Below are 16,383 nucleotides of genomic sequence, written 5' to 3'. Positions count from 1 at the left end.
ACAAATCGAACCGTTTCTTTTTTGAATTTTTCACTATAACGTTGCCGTTGTTCACCCATGTGAACCCCTCCTTGGTATGATGATGCCATTCCGTTATAGAGGTGTCTACCAATCATACTAACAGCACAGTGTCCGCAGAACTGGTTGTTGCTGAGGCTATTGCCATCTGAACCTGGCGAATGGCCAAGTTTTTCTATACCCGTATTCCAGAGTGGATAGCCGACCCCGTCTTTCCCGGAGTATGGAAAATATGTTAATATGGATTGTTGCCTGGCATGCCCAGGAAAAGTAACGTACACAGAAAGGGATATTTATTATGATATACCTTGATAATAGCGCCACCACCCGCCCTTGGCCAGAGGTTCTGACGTCCTATGTTCAAGCGGCTGAGCAGTATTTCGGCAACCCGTCCTCTCTCCACAGTGAAGGAAGCGCTGCAGAGACACTGCTGAGCAAAGCACGTGAATCTATCGCTTCACTGCTGCATGTGGCACCGGAAGAAATTTTGTTCACAAGTGGAGGCACGGAAGGCAACAATTTAGCCATTCAGGGAACAGCCTTCCAGTTGAAAAATAGAGGCAGACATTTAATTACGACGGCTGTTGAACATCCATCTGTAGAGAATGTTTTCCGCCATCTTGAAAAGGAAGGCTTTGACGTCACAACGGTGCCAGTTGACCGGAACGGGCGCGTCGACCCGGCTGAGGTGGAAAAAGCTCTCCGGCCTGATACGACACTCGTTTCTGTGGTTCATGTCAACAGCGAAATCGGCACGATTCAACCGGTTGAAGAGATCGCAGAGCGTCTGAGAAAATATCCTAAGGTGATCTTTCACAGCGACCATGTACAGGGAGTGGCAAAGGTTCCATTTTCTCCGGTCCGGGCACGCCCCGATCTATTTACAATATCAGCCCATAAATTTCATGGGTTGAAGGGAATGGGAGTTTTATACAGAAGAAAAGGAATAAAGCTTTCTCCATTATTTCACGGCGGCCTGCAGGAAGATGGCACACGACCGGGGACGGAAAATGCCGCGGGTGCTGCTTCAATGGCAAAGGCGCTGCGCATGGCAGCGGAGCGTTATAAACAAGACATTCAAACGATGGAACAATTAAAAGAAGAAGGAATGAATCAGCTCGAGACAATCGAAGGTGTTAAGATGAATACACCTGCTGACGGTTCAGCCCCTCACATTATAAATTTTTCAATTCCAGGAGTGAAGCCGGAAGTGGTTATTCAAGCTTTAGCCAAAAAAGAAATGTATGCTGCGACGAAATCTGCCTGTTCATCTAAGCTGAATGAACCGAGTCCGGTGCTGACTGCGGCAGGATGCGAACCTGAGCTTGCCGAAAGCTCCATCAGAATCAGTATGACTTATGATACGAGCCGCGATGAAATGCAGCGATTTACAGAGGCTTTAAAAGAAATAGTACCTGATTTAAGAAAGGTTATGGGAGCGAACAAGCATGGAAATAAAATATGATCATCTTCTCGTGAGATTCGGCGAGCTTGCCTTGAAAGGGAGAAACCGAAATGAGTTTGAAAAAAAATTAAAGGAAAACGTGCGGCACGCCCTGAAGGAGCATCCTTCTGTAAAAATAAAGCGTACCTACGGACGTATTATGGTTGAACTTCACGGGGAACAAGAATCACCGATCATTGAAAAATTAAAAAATGTCTTTGGTATTTCATCCTTTAGTCTCGCCATGAAGGCAGAAAATAATGAAGAAAGTATAAAAGAGACCGCGCTTCAGGCTTTTTTACAGCATGAAGGAAAAAAGAGCACATTTAAAATTGAATCAAGACGTGCTTATAAAGACTTTCCGATATCTACACGGGACCTGAACCCGCTCATAGGTACCCACATTTTAAAAAACACCGAAAACGTCACAGTAGATGTTCATCAACCGGATGTGGAAGTGAGTGTGGAGGTGCGTGAGCAGGGTACATATATCAGCTGCGGCCGTGTGGAAGGAGCGGGAGGCCTTCCCGTTGGTACTTCTGCGAAAGTCATGCTGATGCTGTCAGGAGGAATTGACAGCCCGGTAGCGGGCTATCTCACGATGAAACGCGGTGCTACGGTAGAAGCTGTTCATTTTCACAGTCCTCCCTATACGAATGAAAGAGCAAGGAAAAAGGTTGAAGATCTTGCTAATCTGCTGACAGCCTTTGGAGGGCCGGTGCGGCTGCATATTGTTCCTTTTACAAACCTGCAGAAAGCTATTCATGAAAACATTCATTCAAATTATACGATGACCATTATGCGGAGAATGATGCTGCGGATTACTGATCGTTTAACTGCTGAGCGCAGGGCCAAGGCCATTGTGAACGGAGAAAGTCTCGGTCAGGTCGCCTCACAGACACTCGAGAGCATGCATGCGATAAACGAAGTTACTACCTGTCCCATACTTCGTCCGCTCGTCACAATGGACAAACTCGAAGTAATTGATATAGCGGAAAAAATCGGAACATATCCGATATCGATTCTGCCTTATGATGACTGCTGCACGGTTTTTCTGCCGCCTGAATCAGTAACAAAACCAACTCGTGAAAAAGCATCTCGTTTTGAAAAAGCTTTTGATTTTGAGCCATTTATCGAAGAGGCATTACAAAATATTGAAATGGTAACACTGGATGGGTCGAACAAAAATGAAAAAGAAATGGATGATCTGCTTTAATTTTTGAAACGAAAGGGAACTAAATTCGTAGTGACTAAAGAAGGGCGGAGGTAACGTCGTGGCGACTTTATGGTACAACGGGCTTATATATACGATGACTGAGAAAGATGAGACGGTCGAAGCCATAATCACAGATAACGGCTGGATCAAAGCTGCAGGGAAGCTGAAGGATCTTAAAGAACACGATCAGATAGACCGCCTGGAGGATCTAGACGGAGGCGTTTTGTTCCCGGGGTTTACAGACAGCCATTTACATATGATTGGGCTTGGAGAAACGATGCTTCGTCTTGATTTGTCGGAAGTGACCTCATCTGCGGAAATGAAACGATTGTTAGAAGAACGAACAAGACAGACAAAGTCCGGTGAGTGGCTGATTGGCGATGGATGGAATGAGAACAATTTTCCGGACAGAAAGATATTTCATCGGACCGAGCTGGATGAAATAGCACCGGAAAGCCCGCTTCTGCTGACAAGAATCTGCCGCCATGCGGCGCTGGCTAACACGAATGCCCTTGAACGGGCGGGTATCAGCGATGATACACCGGATCCCCCCGGCGGTGTAATTGTCCGGGATCGAAATGGCAGAGCAACCGGTTATCTGCTGGACCGGGCGGCGGACCTTGTCCGGGATGTCCAGCCCCCTGTTCAGGACAGTGAGCTTCAGCTTGCACTTTCTACTGCGGTAGAGCGTATGCTCGAAAAAGGCCTGACAGGAGGCCATACAGAGGATCTCAACTATTATGGAGGATTTCAAAGAACGTTTCGTACCTTTCAGGAAGTAATAGGACCGGAACGCAAAAAATTCAGGGTAAATCTGCTTGTTCATCATGAGGTCGTTGATGACATGCACCGCCTTGGCTATACGTATGGCAAAGTGGATGATTATGTTTCCTTCGGGGCGATGAAAATTTTTGCTGACGGTGCTCTTGGAGGGAGAACGGCGCTTTTGAGTCATCCTTATAATGATGCTCCTGAGACATCCGGCGTTGCTATTCATTCAAAGGCTGAACTTGTCTCTCTTGTAAAAAAAGCCAGGGAAAGACAAATGCCTGTCGCTGTCCATGTGATAGGAGATCTTGCACTTGAATACGCAATTGCTGCAGTGGAGGCTCACCCCCCGCCTCCGCATACAAGAGATCGATTTATTCATGTCCAGATCGCCCGGCCGGATCTTCTAGAAAGACTACGCCGTCTAAATGTCATTCTTGATCTGCAGCCTGGGTTTGTTCTGTCTGATTTTCCATGGGTAGAAGAACGGCTTGGAAATGAACGGCTTGCCTATTCATTTGCGTGGAAAACTCTGCTGGATAACGATGTTATTTGTGCCGGAAGTTCAGACGCGCCGATTGAACCGGTGGATCCGTTAATTGGTATCTATGCAGCTATAACTAGAAGAGAGTCCGGTGCCGATCATGGAGGTTATATACCTGAACAAAAGCTCAGTGCTTTTGAAGCGGTCTCTCTGTATACAACCGGCAGTGCCAAAGCAGTCAGTTCTGAAAACGAGTCAGGGCAGATCCGCCGTGGATTTCGGGCTGACTTTACGCTGCTGGACCGGGATATTTTACAGACAGAACCGGAGCAGATATTAGAGGCGAAAGTTCTCGGAACAATTATTGACGGAGAGTATCAATACCATAATGGCAGTAAAGGAGAGTAACTATGAATGCAAAGAGATGGATTGCTTTAGGAATCGCTGGGCTGCTGCTGATTATCTCAGTCGGATTCCAGGTTGTTGCAAATGTTGCTGCAACTAACTTTGAGGGTCTGCTGCCTTCAGCAAATGAGGATGGCATAGAAGAACAGGTCATGGAAGAAGGAAGCGGTGCTGAAAAAATCGCGGTACTTAACTTAGAAGGAGTGATTCAGGATACCGGAGATACATCAGGTTTTATGAGTTCCGGATCGTATAACCACAGGCAGTTTCTTCAAATGCTGAAGCGTTCCGGTGAGCGTTCAGATATTGGAGGAATCATTCTTCGCGTCAACACACCAGGCGGGGGAGTTGTAGAAAGTGCAGAAATTCATGATGCCATTCAAACAATAAAAGAGGAAACGGAAAAGCCTGTCTACATATCAATGGGGAACACGGCAGCTTCCGGAGGTTATTACGTTTCCACTCCGGCGGATCGTATTGTCGCTCATCCGGCTACAATTACTGGTTCTATCGGGGTTATCATGGAAAGTGTAAATTATGCTGAGCTTGCTGAGGAGCTTGGACTTGAATTCAATACGATTAAAAGTGGAGAATTTAAAGACATCATGTCCGGATCGCGTGATATGACAGAGGAAGACGAGGAAATTCTTCAGTCTATCGTTGATGAGATGTACGGGGATTTTGTCAATGTGATTGCTGAAGGACGAGATATGTCAGAAGAAAATGTCCGTGATATTGGCGATGGACGGGTTTATACCGGAACACAGGCCCAGGAAATCGATCTTGTCGACGATCTCGGCAGCATTGAGGATACGATTGCATTCATGAAGAAAGACGAAGACCTGGGGGATGCACCAGTCGTTCAATATAACGCCAGCTTTAGTTTCAATCAGTTTTTAGGGACGTCTGCAAAAAGTCTTATAGTGAAAGATTCGGAATTGCTGGGGCTGAAAGAGCTTCTCATGGAATCTGATTCTCCGAGAGCCATGTATCTTTATCGAGATTAGGAGGTGTTGTTGTGGATTTTAAGGATGAAGAAGGTAAGAATGAACAAGTAGAAGCATCCCGAAATGATTACCCTGGCGAAGAGCGGAGCGACGTCGAGCCTTCTAAGGAACCTATAGCATCATCTGCTTCAGGCACCGCAGTGGCTGAAGGATATCAGGAAATCCGCTACGCAGGTTTTTGGATGCGGTTTTGGGCTTACATTATTGATCTGATTGTCGTCTTCAGTGTAAACGGTCTATTAACAGCACCATTTTTATTTCTCACGGACGGTCCAATTTCGGTTGCCGGGATACTTACAGTGCAGGGGATTACAGGATCGATTGCTGCCTACGTTTATTTTGTGCTTATGACAAAGTTTTTTGGTCAGACATTGGGGAAAATGCTGCTCGGTTTAAAAGTCGTAAGGAAGGATGCCCTTCCGCTGCGCTGGACAGATTTACTGTTCCGCGAAGTGGTTGGCCGGTTTATTTACCGCAGCCTTATTGTTACTAACATTTTGTACGTGGTGGTCGGCTTTACAGATCAAAAACAAGGGATACACGATATATTTGCTGATACGCGTGTTATTCATTCATCAAAATAATTTAACCGGAGAGGGGTTTCCTCTCCGGTTTTTCGTTTGGTGTTGGTCAGAGGTGGATATACTGAAAAGGAGCGTCCATTGTATAAAAGCTAATATGAGGAAGCGGTACATATGAACTGGATAGTCATTACAGCAATCATCATTTTTTTCGTACTTCTTATACTATTTTTAACACCTGTCCGTGTGCAGGTTTTCTTTACCTATCAGGAGAAGAATCAGGATCTGGCTGTAAAGATCACGCTATGGCACATCTTTAAGAAAAACATTACCATTCCGATGCTTGAAATTGATGAAGAGACTTCCTCCGTTATCGTTAAGGAAAAGACTTCATCCTCTGTCTCCGGGCCGGAGGAGAAGACAGTGGAAGAAACACCGGAAGAAATAAAGCAGCAAATGAAAACCATGAAAATGTGGCTGCAGCACATTCAAAATGCCCTGCCGACAGTAAGATCCTTTTTAGAAAAAGTAAAGGTCCGCGAAATGAGGTGGCATACGAGGTACGGGCTCTCCGATGCGGCACTCACGGGAATGGCTGCCGGGGTTATCTGGACACTGAAAATGTCAGTGGCAGCCACAGCCTCCAAGATTCTAGACCTGACATGCAAGCCTGAATTCTCCGTGCAGCCTGAATTTCAAAACAAAGGACTGGAGATGCTGTTTTCCTGTATAATTAGCTTTCGTCTCGGGCAAGCTATCCATGCTGGAATTCGATTGCTAAGACATATGAATGGAAATATTATCAAGCTATTGCGCCAATCAATGCCAGACAATCACAGTAAGGAGGCATCCTGATGACAGACCATCCAATTCAGGGATTAATGAAGACGGCGATGGAAAACCTCAAAGCCATGGTGGATGTAAATACGATCGTCGGCGACCCGGTTGAAACACCGGATGGCAGCGTGATCATCCCGGTATCAAGAGTCGGCTTCGGCTTTGCGGCCGGCGGAAGCGAATTTTTGAAAAAAGGAGAAACATCTCCGGGTGAAGAGCATCCCTTCGGAGGCGGAAGCGGGGGCGGTGTTTCCATCACTCCAATCGCATTTCTCATAGTGAACGGCAGCGGCGTGAAAATGGTTCATCTCGATGAAAATACTCATATCGTAGAAAAACTAATGGAATTAACTCCTCAGGTCGTAGAAAAAATTCAGCATATGCTGAGGGGCACGGATGCAGAAAAGAAACCATATGACACACCGCCAATTTAACAATTAGGACTCGACTTCGGGTCCTTTTTATTTTTTGTTGATCTTTCTATAAATCAATATTCCTCTGCAGGCTGGCGTTTTGAGTTTGGCGTGGTATTCGCACCACCCAGGCTTACGAACTCGTTTTTGAATCATTTGAAAAGCATGGAATAAAAGCGTACGATAAAAGTGTACATATTAAGATAACTAGGAGGCTAATGATGGCATCTATTACGTTCAAAGAAAACTCGGTAACACTTCTAGGCAATGAAGTAAAACCAGGAGATAAAGCCCCGGATTTTACTGTGCTTGCGAATGATCTATCAGAAGTAAAGCTAAGTGATTATGATGGGAAAGTACGTCTGATCAGTGTGGTTCCTTCCATTGATACAGGTGTCTGCGACCAGCAGACCCGCCGGTTTAATGAAGAAGCCGAAAAACTTGATAATGTAGAAGTGCTGACTATCAGCGTTGATCTTCCATTTGCCCAAAAAAGATGGTGCGCTGGTGCCGGGATCGAAAATCTCCAGGTGTTATCGGACCACCGCGACTTGTCCTTCGGAAAAAATTACGGTGTGGCTATTAAAGAGCTCCGCCTTCTTGCCCGTTCTATTTTTGTGGTGAACAGCAAGGGCGAAATTACGTATGCGGAATATGTGTCAGAAGCGACAAATCATCCTGACTATGAAGCGGCAGTAGAAGCAGCAAAGGCTGCTGAATAAAGCAAAAAGCGCTCTTTCCGGAGCGCTTTTTTATATGGATTCAGCTAATTAGTTAGTTATCGTTTCTTGGATTGTAATATTCTTCTGGTTTCTTTCGTGCTGTGATCCGCCTGTTTCTCCCATCTTTTCCATAAAACATTTGCAATCCACCCTAATACTGCAAAATGGGAAATATGTTTAAAAAACCAGCAAGCAAAATCAACCATTTTTTTACCAACTTTTTATTTTGCATAATATTTAGAAAAATTTACCCTTATTATAGCAAACATATCAATCATGCGAATAAAAAAGTAAGGCTGCTGGTGCTAATATTTTTCAGGAGACGCCCTTTCTGCTATACTTGCGTATGAAAAATTGAGAAGAGAAAAGCGGAAAGGACGATGTCACGTGCAGCCTATCACGGGAGTCGAAAAGCTTTATACTTTAATAGATGAAATGGCTTTATCCATTCAAAAGCAGACAGAAGCGACATATTTAGAGGCGCTTGCCGAAGCTGGAGAAAATATATTTCAGCAGTCGGTGCTTCAGGACCTTCCGGAGGAGGAAAAATCACGGCTTCTCGACAAAATGCATACGGAGCTTCCGGAAGAAATGAAACGAGAAGAAATTAGAAAAGCTTTTCAGCTTGCAGTCATTAAAGGAATGAAGGAGGAGGTTCAGCCTCATCATGCAATGACGCCCGATGCGGTGGCAATGTTTATCGGCTATCTCGTCCGCAAATTGACATCAAACCAAGAAAAAGGCAGTACACTGCTAGATCCGGCAGCAGGGACAGCCAATCTGTTGACAGCAGTATTAAATCAGCTCGGAGAAGATAAAATTCTCGCGTACGGCGCCGAGGTGGACGAGACACTGCTGAAGGTGGCTTATGTACTGGCCAACTTACAGGAGCATGAGGTGCAGCTCTTTCACCAGGACAGTATCGAACACCTTGCTACTCCTGAGGTGGATGTCGTCGTTTCAGATCTGCCCGTTGGTTTTTACCCAAAGGATGAAGTAGCTGCCGGTTTTCAGCTGGAAGCAAAAGAAGGAAAATCGTTTGTCCATCATTTAATGCTGGAAAAAAGTCTGGCCCATGTGAAAGAAGGCGGGTTTTTAGTGCTTTTGATACCAAACTTTATGTTTGAGAGCGATGAAGCTCCTGCGTTGAATGCGTTTATGAAAGACCGGGCAAACACCCTCGGACTTCTGCAGCTGCCAGCAACAATGTTTAAATCAGAGCAATTCGGAAAAAGCATCTGGATGCTCCAGAAAAAAGGAAAAGCCACAGTGCAGCCGCGGCAGGCACTGCTCGCTGAGCTTCCTTCCTTTACGAAGCAAGAAGCGATGCTTGATATGGTCCGACAAATCGATAAATGGTTTACCGAACAGGGATTCTCCTCCTAAACGGAGAAGCGGATGAAAATTAGCGCAGCCGTATAAAAATGAATTGTGTAATTTTCGGCGGGGCCAGGCCCCCCCACCCATCCCCCAAAAAAAGGAGAGGAAAAAAACATGCCTAAAATCATGGCGATTAATGCTGGAAGCTCTTCTCTGAAGTTTCAGCTTCTTCATATGCCCTCAGAGGAAGTGATTACTAAGGGAATCGTGGAAAGAATTGGTCTTGATGGCCCACAGCTGACTATTGAAGTGGGCGGGGAGAAGCACACTGTGACACTTCCTATCCCGGATCATGAAGAAGCTGTTAAGAAATTACTCGACGCGTTAACGTCCCACAACATTATTAAGTCTCTTGATGAAATTGAAGGAATCGGCCACCGCGTGGTTCATGGAGGCGAGAAATTTTCGGACTCTGTCCTGATTACGGATGAAGTCTTAGCTGCCATTGAAGAAGTAAGCGAGCTGGCCCCGCTGCACAACCCTGCCAACCTCGTAGGTATCAAAGCATTTCAGGAGATTCTTCCTAATGTTCCTGCGGTAGCTGTATTCGATACGGCCTTCCATCAAACAATGCCGAAGGAAAAATATCTCTACAGCCTTCCATATGAATATTACACAACCTACGGCATTCGGAAGTACGGCTTTCACGGCACGTCTCACAAATATGTAAGTGAGCGGGCCGCTGTTCTGCTGAAGAAAAAACCACAGGACTTAAAAATTATTTCCTGCCACATCGGAAATGGTGCGAGCATTACCGCGGTAGACAGAGGGCGTTCTATCGATACATCTATGGGCTTTACTCCGCTCGCAGGTATTACAATGGGTACCCGTTCTGGAAATGTTGACCCGGCACTAATTCCATTTCTTATGGGAAAAACAGGAAAATCAGCTGAGGAAGTTATCAATATTTTGAATAAAGAAAGCGGAATGCTTGGACTGAGTGAGTTCTCAAGTGACCTTCGTGATATTGAAGAACAGGCAATCGCCGGCAACACCCAGGCTCAGACGGCTCTAAATATTTTCACTACCAGGATTCATAAATATATCGGAGCATACGCCGCAACAATGAACGGCATCGATGCGGTTGTCTTTACAGCCGGAGTCGGCGAAAACAGTTCAGCAGTTCGTAAAAAATCACTCAGTGGTTTAGAATTTATGGGTATTCACCTTGATGAAGAAAAAAATAACCTGCGCGGCAGGGAAGCGTGTATCAGCCGCGATGACTCTAAGGTAAAAGTTCTTGTGGTTCCGACGAACGAAGAAGTCATGCTGGCCCGGGACACTGTCCGTCTCAGCCAATAATAGTATGAAACTCCTCCCAATCAAATGGAAGGAGTTTTTTTGTAGTCTTTAAAAAAGGGATATATGATAATATCACGAAATAAATAAGTATGAAGGAAGCATTTCTCCTGTCAAACCAATACATATACATAATAAGAGAGGAGCCTTTATGAAACGCGCATGCAGAATCGATGTAGATCAACTTGCAGTACGCTGCAAACCGGATGAATTTCCATTTGAAACGACCGCAGAAATACATAATTGGGAAGAAGGCATTATCGGTCAGGAGCGCGCCGTCCGCGCCATGGATTTCGGTTTAAACGTTCATAACGAAAGCTACCACTTGTTTCTGGCCGGCCCAAGCGGCACCGGCAAGACGACATATGCCATCCGAAAAGCAAACGAGATTGCAAAAACGAAACAGGTGCCTCCGGACTGGGTGTTCGTTTATAATTTTCAGTCGCCGGATCATCCTGTGGCTCTCTCCTTTCCGGCTGGCAAGGGTTCAGACTTTGCCAAAGACGTTGAGGAAGTTATGCATGATATTGAAGAAGAAATTGAGAAAGTACTTACCGGCCGACCTTTTGAGAGAAAGAAAGTGGAAATGGCTCAGCAGCATGATGAGGATATGAAAAGAAAATGGAAAGAGCTTGAAGAAACTGCCTATCAGCAGCACTTTACTATTGAGCGGACCAAGCAGGGTGTCATGGCGATTCCGCTTGATGAGAAGAATAATCCACACAGTGACGACTCCTTTGCAGAACTGCCTGAGACCAAACGACGGGACATTATGAAAAAAAGTAAACAGCTAACAAGAGATGTAAACGAAGTACTGCGCCAGCAGCAATCTACGAAACGAACGCTCCGCAAGCAGCTGCGAAAAGCAGAGGAGCAGATGGTTCATCATGCCATTCACGGCTTCATCTCCGTAGTAAAAGAAGATTACAATCACTACCCGGAAGTCCTGACATATTTTAACGAGCTTGAGCAGGACGTCATACATCATTGGAAGCAGTTCGTTCCAAAAAAAGAAAGCGAGGAAGATGAACTATCTAATCTGCTCCATGAAAATCCCCGTGATGACAAGCGGCGCTACCGGGTGAATGTATTTATTGATCACGGGGAGACAACGGGAGCTCCTGTCATTCATGAGAACCATCCTTCCTATGCAAACTTGTTTGGACAAGTTGATTACAAAACCACCTTTGGATCGATGGTCACTGATTTTTCTATGATGAAGCCGGGCACGCTTCAGCGGGCCAATGGAGGATATATTATACTGCATGCTGCTGAGCTGCTGACGCATCCATATTCATGGAAAGTTTTAAAGCAGGTTCTCAAATCTGGAATGATCCGCATGGAAAATCCTTACGATGATGCCGGCATTTTTACGAAAAGTGTAATTAAACCAGAACCGATCCCTCTTCAGGTGAAAATAATTTTAATTGGAACGCCTCATTTGTATCAAATGCTTTTTCATGCTGATGGAGATTTTAAAAAACTCTTTAAGGTAAAAGTCGACTTTGACACTCATATGGAAAGAAGCCATGAACATCAACTGCAGTATGCTGCCTTTGTTGCTTCTTTTTGTAAGAAAGAAAAGCTGAGGCACTTAACGAAAGGGGCACTGGCAAAGGTCGTGGATTACAGTACCCGTCTTGTCAGCGATAAAAGAAAGCTGTCCACCCGCTTTCATGAAGTCACGGAAATATTAATTGAAGCCAATTACTGGGCAGAAAAAAATAACCATCCATTTATAAGAGAAGAACAGGTAAGTCATGCCTTAAAGGAACGTTTTCACCGGTCGGACAAGGTGGAGCAGCGGCTGTATGAATCTATTGAAGACGGTACGATAATGATTTCAACAGAGGGAAAGGCAACCGGCCAAATTAATGCTCTCGTCGTATTGTCGACAGGGGACTACTCTTTTGGGCATCCAACACGTGTCACCGCAAGAACGTTCGTAGGACGGAAGGGAATTGTTAATATCGACCGTGAATCTTTGTTAACCGGAGCAATTCACACGAAAGGGCTTCATATATTGTCTGGATACCTTCAGGCGGAATTCGCCCAGGATTACCCCCTCCCTCTTGCAGCGAGCATTACCTTTGAGCAGTCGTATAACATGGTGGACGGTGACAGTGCATCGAGTACCGAGCTCTATGCTCTGCTGTCATCCCTTGGCCAGGTGCCGATTCACCAGGAGATTGCAGCTACCGGCTCTGTAAATCAATTCGGTGATATTCAGCCGATTGGCGGTGTTAATGAAAAAATCGAAGGTTTCTTTTATGTGTGCCGGCAGAGAGGGCTCACAGGAAGGCAGGGCGTGATTATACCAGTTCAAAATGTCAAGAACCTCATGCTTCGCAATGAAGTACTTGAAGCAGTAACATCAGGCCAATTTCATGTCTGGGCAGTCTCAACGATTAAAGAAGGGATTGAAATCCTGACGGGTATAAAAGCAGGAGTGGCAAACGAAGAAGGATTGTATCCAGAGGATACTGTATACGGAAAAGCGCAGACACGTATTTTGAAAATGATTCGCTCCCAGCGTCATTTATTAGAAAATAAGGAATAAATAACAGCGGGAAAGCTTCATAGTAAGCTCTCCTGCTGTTTTCTTATACATCCGCTGTATTAATGACAGGTTCACAGTCCGTCACATCGGGCCGTGTTCGGTACCAGATCCAAAGATCATTAATAATAGAAGCAAGCTCTGCAATTTCTGAGTTTAACCGGCAGCTTGTTTCGAAATTCTCCTCTATATTCAGGCGGGCCTGCTTCGTATTTATTTTCTCCTCAATCTCCGCAATCCGATCAGGTATTCTGCCGCGGATGCATTCCCATTTTTCTAATATGGCGTATTGGTCGGCTGGTTCGTATTCGTGCCAGGCCATTTCAAGCGCAGGCAGCAGAATGCCGAGCCTTCCATCCGGCTGAAACGTGTATCCCATCTGCATCCTCCTAGTACGTGTATTTCCTACTATTCTATCAAGCATTGTAAAGGAAGGGAACCATTCAGAAATATCTATGAACATACAAAAATATGAATAATTTTTATATGGTTATTTTTGAAAACGCTGATAAATAAACAATTTTCAAAGGAAGGAAGTAAATTTTTATACTTTTTTATGAATAAGTATTGCAAAACCTCCTGACTCTTGTTAAAGTATTCAATAACGATATAAAACAAACGCATCCACAGGGGCAGAGCCTCTTATATTTTTACAATCAAATGTATAAAAATAATGCGCTTAGCATGAATATTCAAACGTGAAAAACTGGAGGTATTTTGAATGGCAAACAAAAAAGTGGTACTCGCATATTCCGGAGGACTTGATACATCGGTAGCTATCCAATGGCTGAAGGACAACAATTATGATGTTGTTGCTGTCGGTCTCGATGTAGGAGAAGGAAAAGACTTAGAATTTGTAAAAGAAAAAGCATTACAGGTAGGTGCCATTCAATCTTATACGATTGATGCGAAGAAAGAATTCGCAGAAGACTTTGTACTTCCGGCGCTTCAAGCGCATGCTCTTTATGAACAGAAGTATCCGCTCGTATCCGCTTTGTCGAGACCATTGATTTCTAAAAAGCTAGTAGAAATCGCTGAACAGACAAATGCTGATGCAGTCGCACACGGCTGCACCGGCAAAGGGAACGACCAGGTGAGATTTGAAGTTTCTATCCAGGCTCTGAACCCGGATCTTGAAGTAATGGCACCGGTGAGAGACTGGGGCTGGTCAAGAGATGAAGAAATCGAGTATGCGAAGAAGCACAACATTCCAGTACCGGTGGATCTCGACAATCCATATTCTGTCGACCAGAACCTCTGGGGCAGAAGTAACGAATGCGGTGTGCTGGAAGATCCGTGGGCCACACCTCCGGAAGGTGCATATGACCTGACGAATGCAATTGAAAATACTCCAGATGAAGCAGATATCGTGGAAATAGCTTTTGAACAAGGTAAGCCGGTTTCCTTAAATGGGCAGGCTTATGAGCTGGATGAATTAATTCTTGAACTGAATTCATTGGCAGGCAAGCACGGCATCGGCAGAATCGACCATGTTGAAAACAGAATGGTCGGTATTAAATCAAGAGAAGTTTACGAATGCCCTGGCGCAATGACTTTGATTAAGGCGCACAAAGAGCTCGAGGACCTTACCCAGCCAAAAGAGGTAGCTCACTTTAAGCCGGACATTGAGAAAAAGCTGACGGAAGTTATCTATGAAGGTCTCTGGTTCTCTGCTCTTAGACCTGCATTAGAGGCTTTTCTTAAAGAAACTCAGAAGAGTGTCACCGGTCTTGTCAGAGTAAAGCTCTTTAAAGGGAACGCTATTGTGGAAGGGAGAAAGTCAGAGTACTCTCTTTACAATGAAAAGCTTGCCACGTATACGCCGGATGATGAGTTTGATCACAGTGCCGCTGTCGGATTCATTAATCTCTGGGGACTGCCGACAAAGGTTCACAGCATGGTCAACAAAAAGGGTGTCAACGTATGACGAAATTATGGGGCGGAAGATTTACGAAAAGTGCAGAAGAATGGGTGGATGCCTTTGGGGCATCCATTCCTTTTGATAAAGAGCTCGTCGAGGAGGATATTGAGGGAAGCCTTGCGCATGTGAAAATGCTTCAGAAAACAGGCATTTTAACTGAAGAGGAGTCTGAGAAAATCTCCGGCGGGCTGAAGACGATCCTTGACAAAGCTAAAAATAACGAACTCGAATACAGTGTTCAAAATGAAGATATTCATTTGAACATTGAAAAGTTTCTTATTGAGGAAATCGGGCCTGTCGGCGGGAAACTGCATACAGGAAGAAGCCGGAACGATCAGGTGGCAACCGATATGCATCTGTATTTACGTAAGCATACCGAAGACATAATGTCCGAGATGTCCCATTTGCAGGAAGCGCTGCTGAAGCAGGCAAGCGAGCATGTGGAAACGATTATTCCCGGCTATACCCATTTGCAGAGAGCCCAGCCTGTTTCATTCGCGCACCACTTAATGGCCTACTTCTGGATGCTGGAGCGTGATTACGGCAGGCTGACGGACAGTTTGAAACGGCTGAATCTCTCTCCACTCGGAGCAGGAGCCCTGGCCGGTACGACTTTTCCGATTGACCGCCATTATTCTGCCGAACTGCTCGGCTTTGACGGCATTTATGAAAACAGTCTCGATGCCGTAAGCGACCGCGACTTCATCCTGGAATTCATGAGTGCGTCTTCGATGGTCATGATGCATCTATCCCGCCTTGCCGAAGAAATCATTATGTGGTCCAGCCAGGAATTTAAGTTTATTGAGCTTGATGACACATTTGCGACCGGCAGCAGCATTATGCCGCAGAAAAAGAATCCAGACATGGCAGAGTTGATCCGTGGGAAAACAGGCCGGGTGTACGGTAATCTTGTTTCCCTGCTTACGTTGTTGAAGGGCCTCCCGCTCGCCTATAACAAAGACATGCAGGAAGATAAGGAAGGCATGTTCGACACGGTGACGACAGTGAAGGGATCTTTAAAGATTTTCGCCGGAATGATTGAAACAATGACTGTGAATACAGACGTAATGGAAAAAGAAACACATTCCGACTTCTCTAACGCCACTGAGCTGGCGGATTACCTTGCCTCGAAAGGTATGCCGTTCAGGGAAGCTCATGAAGTCGTCGGGAAGCTGGTCCTCGTCTGTATTCAAAAGGATATCTACCTGCTTGACCTGCCATTTGAATACTATAAGCAGGCGAGTACTTTGTTTGAAGACGATATCTTCGAAGTCCTGAAACCGAAAACAGTGGTAGCCCGCCGTAACAGCGCTGGGGGTACCGGTTTTGAGCAGGTGAAAAAAGCGATTGCTCTTGCAGAAGAGAAAATGAAAGAAAAATAATATCGGAAC

Annotated in this window: 14 protein-coding genes; 13 read left to right on the top strand and 1 reads right to left on the bottom strand. The window is 45.2% G+C overall.

All coding sequences use genetic code 11. The annotated features are described in order from the left end of the window. Positions 1-316: 316 nt before the first annotated feature. From ACE4RR_RS17270 to ACE4RR_RS17220, 11 genes are all read left to right on the top strand, one after another. The gene (locus tag ACE4RR_RS17270; RefSeq protein ID WP_375536690.1) at positions 317-1,483 is read left to right on the top strand and encodes a cysteine desulfurase family protein; all 1,167 of its coding nucleotides are present in this window, start codon (positions 317-319) and stop codon (positions 1,481-1,483) included. Further along, positions 1,467-2,678, top strand: a complete 1,212-nt coding sequence (gene thiI, locus ACE4RR_RS17265) for a tRNA uracil 4-sulfurtransferase ThiI (protein WP_375536689.1) — start codon at positions 1,467-1,469, stop codon at positions 2,676-2,678. Before ACE4RR_RS17270 ends, thiI begins: the two co-directional genes overlap by 17 nt. Positions 2,679-2,736: 58 nt before the next feature. Further along, positions 2,737-4,338, top strand: a complete 1,602-nt coding sequence (locus tag ACE4RR_RS17260) for an amidohydrolase (RefSeq protein WP_375536688.1) — start codon at positions 2,737-2,739, stop codon at positions 4,336-4,338. Positions 4,339-4,340: 2 nt separating this feature from the next. After that, the gene (gene sppA, locus ACE4RR_RS17255) at positions 4,341-5,342 is read left to right on the top strand and encodes a signal peptide peptidase SppA (RefSeq protein ID WP_375536687.1); all 1,002 of its coding nucleotides are present in this window, start codon (positions 4,341-4,343) and stop codon (positions 5,340-5,342) included. An 11-nt stretch (positions 5,343-5,353) separates the two neighbouring features. Continuing rightward, positions 5,354-5,926: an RDD family protein gene (locus ACE4RR_RS17250; RefSeq protein ID WP_375536686.1), complete on the top strand. Its 573-nt coding sequence runs from the start codon at positions 5,354-5,356 to the stop codon at positions 5,924-5,926. Positions 5,927-6,037: 111 nt separating this feature from the next. Further along, a complete protein-coding gene (locus ACE4RR_RS17245) occupies positions 6,038-6,718 on the top strand; it encodes a DUF2953 domain-containing protein (protein ID WP_375536685.1) in 681 nt (226 codons plus the stop codon). Continuing rightward, positions 6,718-7,134, top strand: coding sequence for a GerW family sporulation protein (gene ytfJ / locus ACE4RR_RS17240; protein ID WP_375536684.1), 417 nt, complete (start codon positions 6,718-6,720; stop codon positions 7,132-7,134). Before ACE4RR_RS17245 ends, ytfJ begins: the two co-directional genes overlap by 1 nt. A 200-nt stretch (positions 7,135-7,334) precedes the next feature. After that, the gene (gene tpx / locus ACE4RR_RS17235) at positions 7,335-7,835 is read left to right on the top strand and encodes a thiol peroxidase (protein WP_375536683.1); all 501 of its coding nucleotides are present in this window, start codon (positions 7,335-7,337) and stop codon (positions 7,833-7,835) included. A gap of 387 nt (positions 7,836-8,222) precedes the next feature. After that, positions 8,223-9,221: a class I SAM-dependent methyltransferase gene (locus ACE4RR_RS17230; RefSeq protein ID WP_375536682.1), complete on the top strand. Its 999-nt coding sequence runs from the start codon at positions 8,223-8,225 to the stop codon at positions 9,219-9,221. Positions 9,222-9,329: 108 nt separating this feature from the next. Continuing rightward, positions 9,330-10,517, top strand: a complete 1,188-nt coding sequence (locus tag ACE4RR_RS17225) for an acetate/propionate family kinase (RefSeq protein WP_375536681.1) — start codon at positions 9,330-9,332, stop codon at positions 10,515-10,517. A gap of 148 nt (positions 10,518-10,665) precedes the next feature. Then, the gene (locus ACE4RR_RS17220) at positions 10,666-13,074 is read left to right on the top strand and encodes an AAA family ATPase (RefSeq protein ID WP_375536680.1); all 2,409 of its coding nucleotides are present in this window, start codon (positions 10,666-10,668) and stop codon (positions 13,072-13,074) included. Between the two features lie 43 nt (positions 13,075-13,117). On the opposite strand, the gene ACE4RR_RS17215 is transcribed toward ACE4RR_RS17220, so the two are convergent. Further along, positions 13,118-13,450 (bottom strand): hypothetical protein, encoded by a 333-nt coding sequence (locus ACE4RR_RS17215; RefSeq protein ID WP_375536679.1) that lies wholly within the window; start codon positions 13,448-13,450, stop codon positions 13,118-13,120. Between the two features lie 342 nt (positions 13,451-13,792). On the opposite strand from ACE4RR_RS17215, the gene ACE4RR_RS17210 reads away from it, so the two are divergent. Together ACE4RR_RS17210 and argH are read left to right on the top strand one after the other, a co-directional pair. After that, positions 13,793-14,998: an argininosuccinate synthase gene (locus tag ACE4RR_RS17210; RefSeq protein WP_375536678.1), complete on the top strand. Its 1,206-nt coding sequence runs from the start codon at positions 13,793-13,795 to the stop codon at positions 14,996-14,998. Then, positions 14,995-16,374: an argininosuccinate lyase gene (gene argH / locus ACE4RR_RS17205; protein WP_375536677.1), complete on the top strand. Its 1,380-nt coding sequence runs from the start codon at positions 14,995-14,997 to the stop codon at positions 16,372-16,374. The genes ACE4RR_RS17210 and argH overlap by 4 nt, the downstream gene beginning before the upstream one ends. Positions 16,375-16,383: the final 9 nt, after the last annotated feature.

The sequence above is a fragment of the Alteribacillus sp. HJP-4 genome, assembly GCF_042139015.1.
In the GTDB taxonomy this organism is placed as follows: domain Bacteria; phylum Bacillota; class Bacilli; order Bacillales; family Marinococcaceae; genus JBHIKY01.
This window is presented reverse-complemented; position numbering and strand designations above follow the sequence as displayed.

Bases quoted from the DNA above. Each gene is read 5' to 3' on its own strand.
- ACE4RR_RS17270 (WP_375536690.1), top strand. From the start codon at position 317: ATGATATACCTTGATAATAGCGCCACCACCCGCCCTTGGCCAGAGGTT.
- thiI (WP_375536689.1), top strand. From the start codon at position 1,467: ATGGAAATAAAATATGATCATCTTCTCGTGAGATTCGGCGAGCTTGCC.
- ACE4RR_RS17220 (WP_375536680.1), top strand. From the start codon at position 10,666: ATGAAACGCGCATGCAGAATCGATGTAGATCAACTTGCAGTACGCTGC.
- ACE4RR_RS17215 (WP_375536679.1), bottom strand. From the start codon at position 13,450: ATGGGATACACGTTTCAGCCGGATGGAAGGCTCGGCATTCTGCTGCCT.
- tpx (WP_375536683.1), top strand. From the start codon at position 7,335: ATGGCATCTATTACGTTCAAAGAAAACTCGGTAACACTTCTAGGCAAT.
- ACE4RR_RS17225 (WP_375536681.1), top strand. From the start codon at position 9,330: ATGCCTAAAATCATGGCGATTAATGCTGGAAGCTCTTCTCTGAAGTTT.
- ACE4RR_RS17245 (WP_375536685.1), top strand. From the start codon at position 6,038: ATGAACTGGATAGTCATTACAGCAATCATCATTTTTTTCGTACTTCTT.
- argH (WP_375536677.1), top strand. From the start codon at position 14,995: ATGACGAAATTATGGGGCGGAAGATTTACGAAAAGTGCAGAAGAATGG.
- sppA (WP_375536687.1), top strand. From the start codon at position 4,341: ATGAATGCAAAGAGATGGATTGCTTTAGGAATCGCTGGGCTGCTGCTG.
- ytfJ (WP_375536684.1), top strand. From the start codon at position 6,718: ATGACAGACCATCCAATTCAGGGATTAATGAAGACGGCGATGGAAAAC.
- ACE4RR_RS17210 (WP_375536678.1), top strand. From the start codon at position 13,793: ATGGCAAACAAAAAAGTGGTACTCGCATATTCCGGAGGACTTGATACA.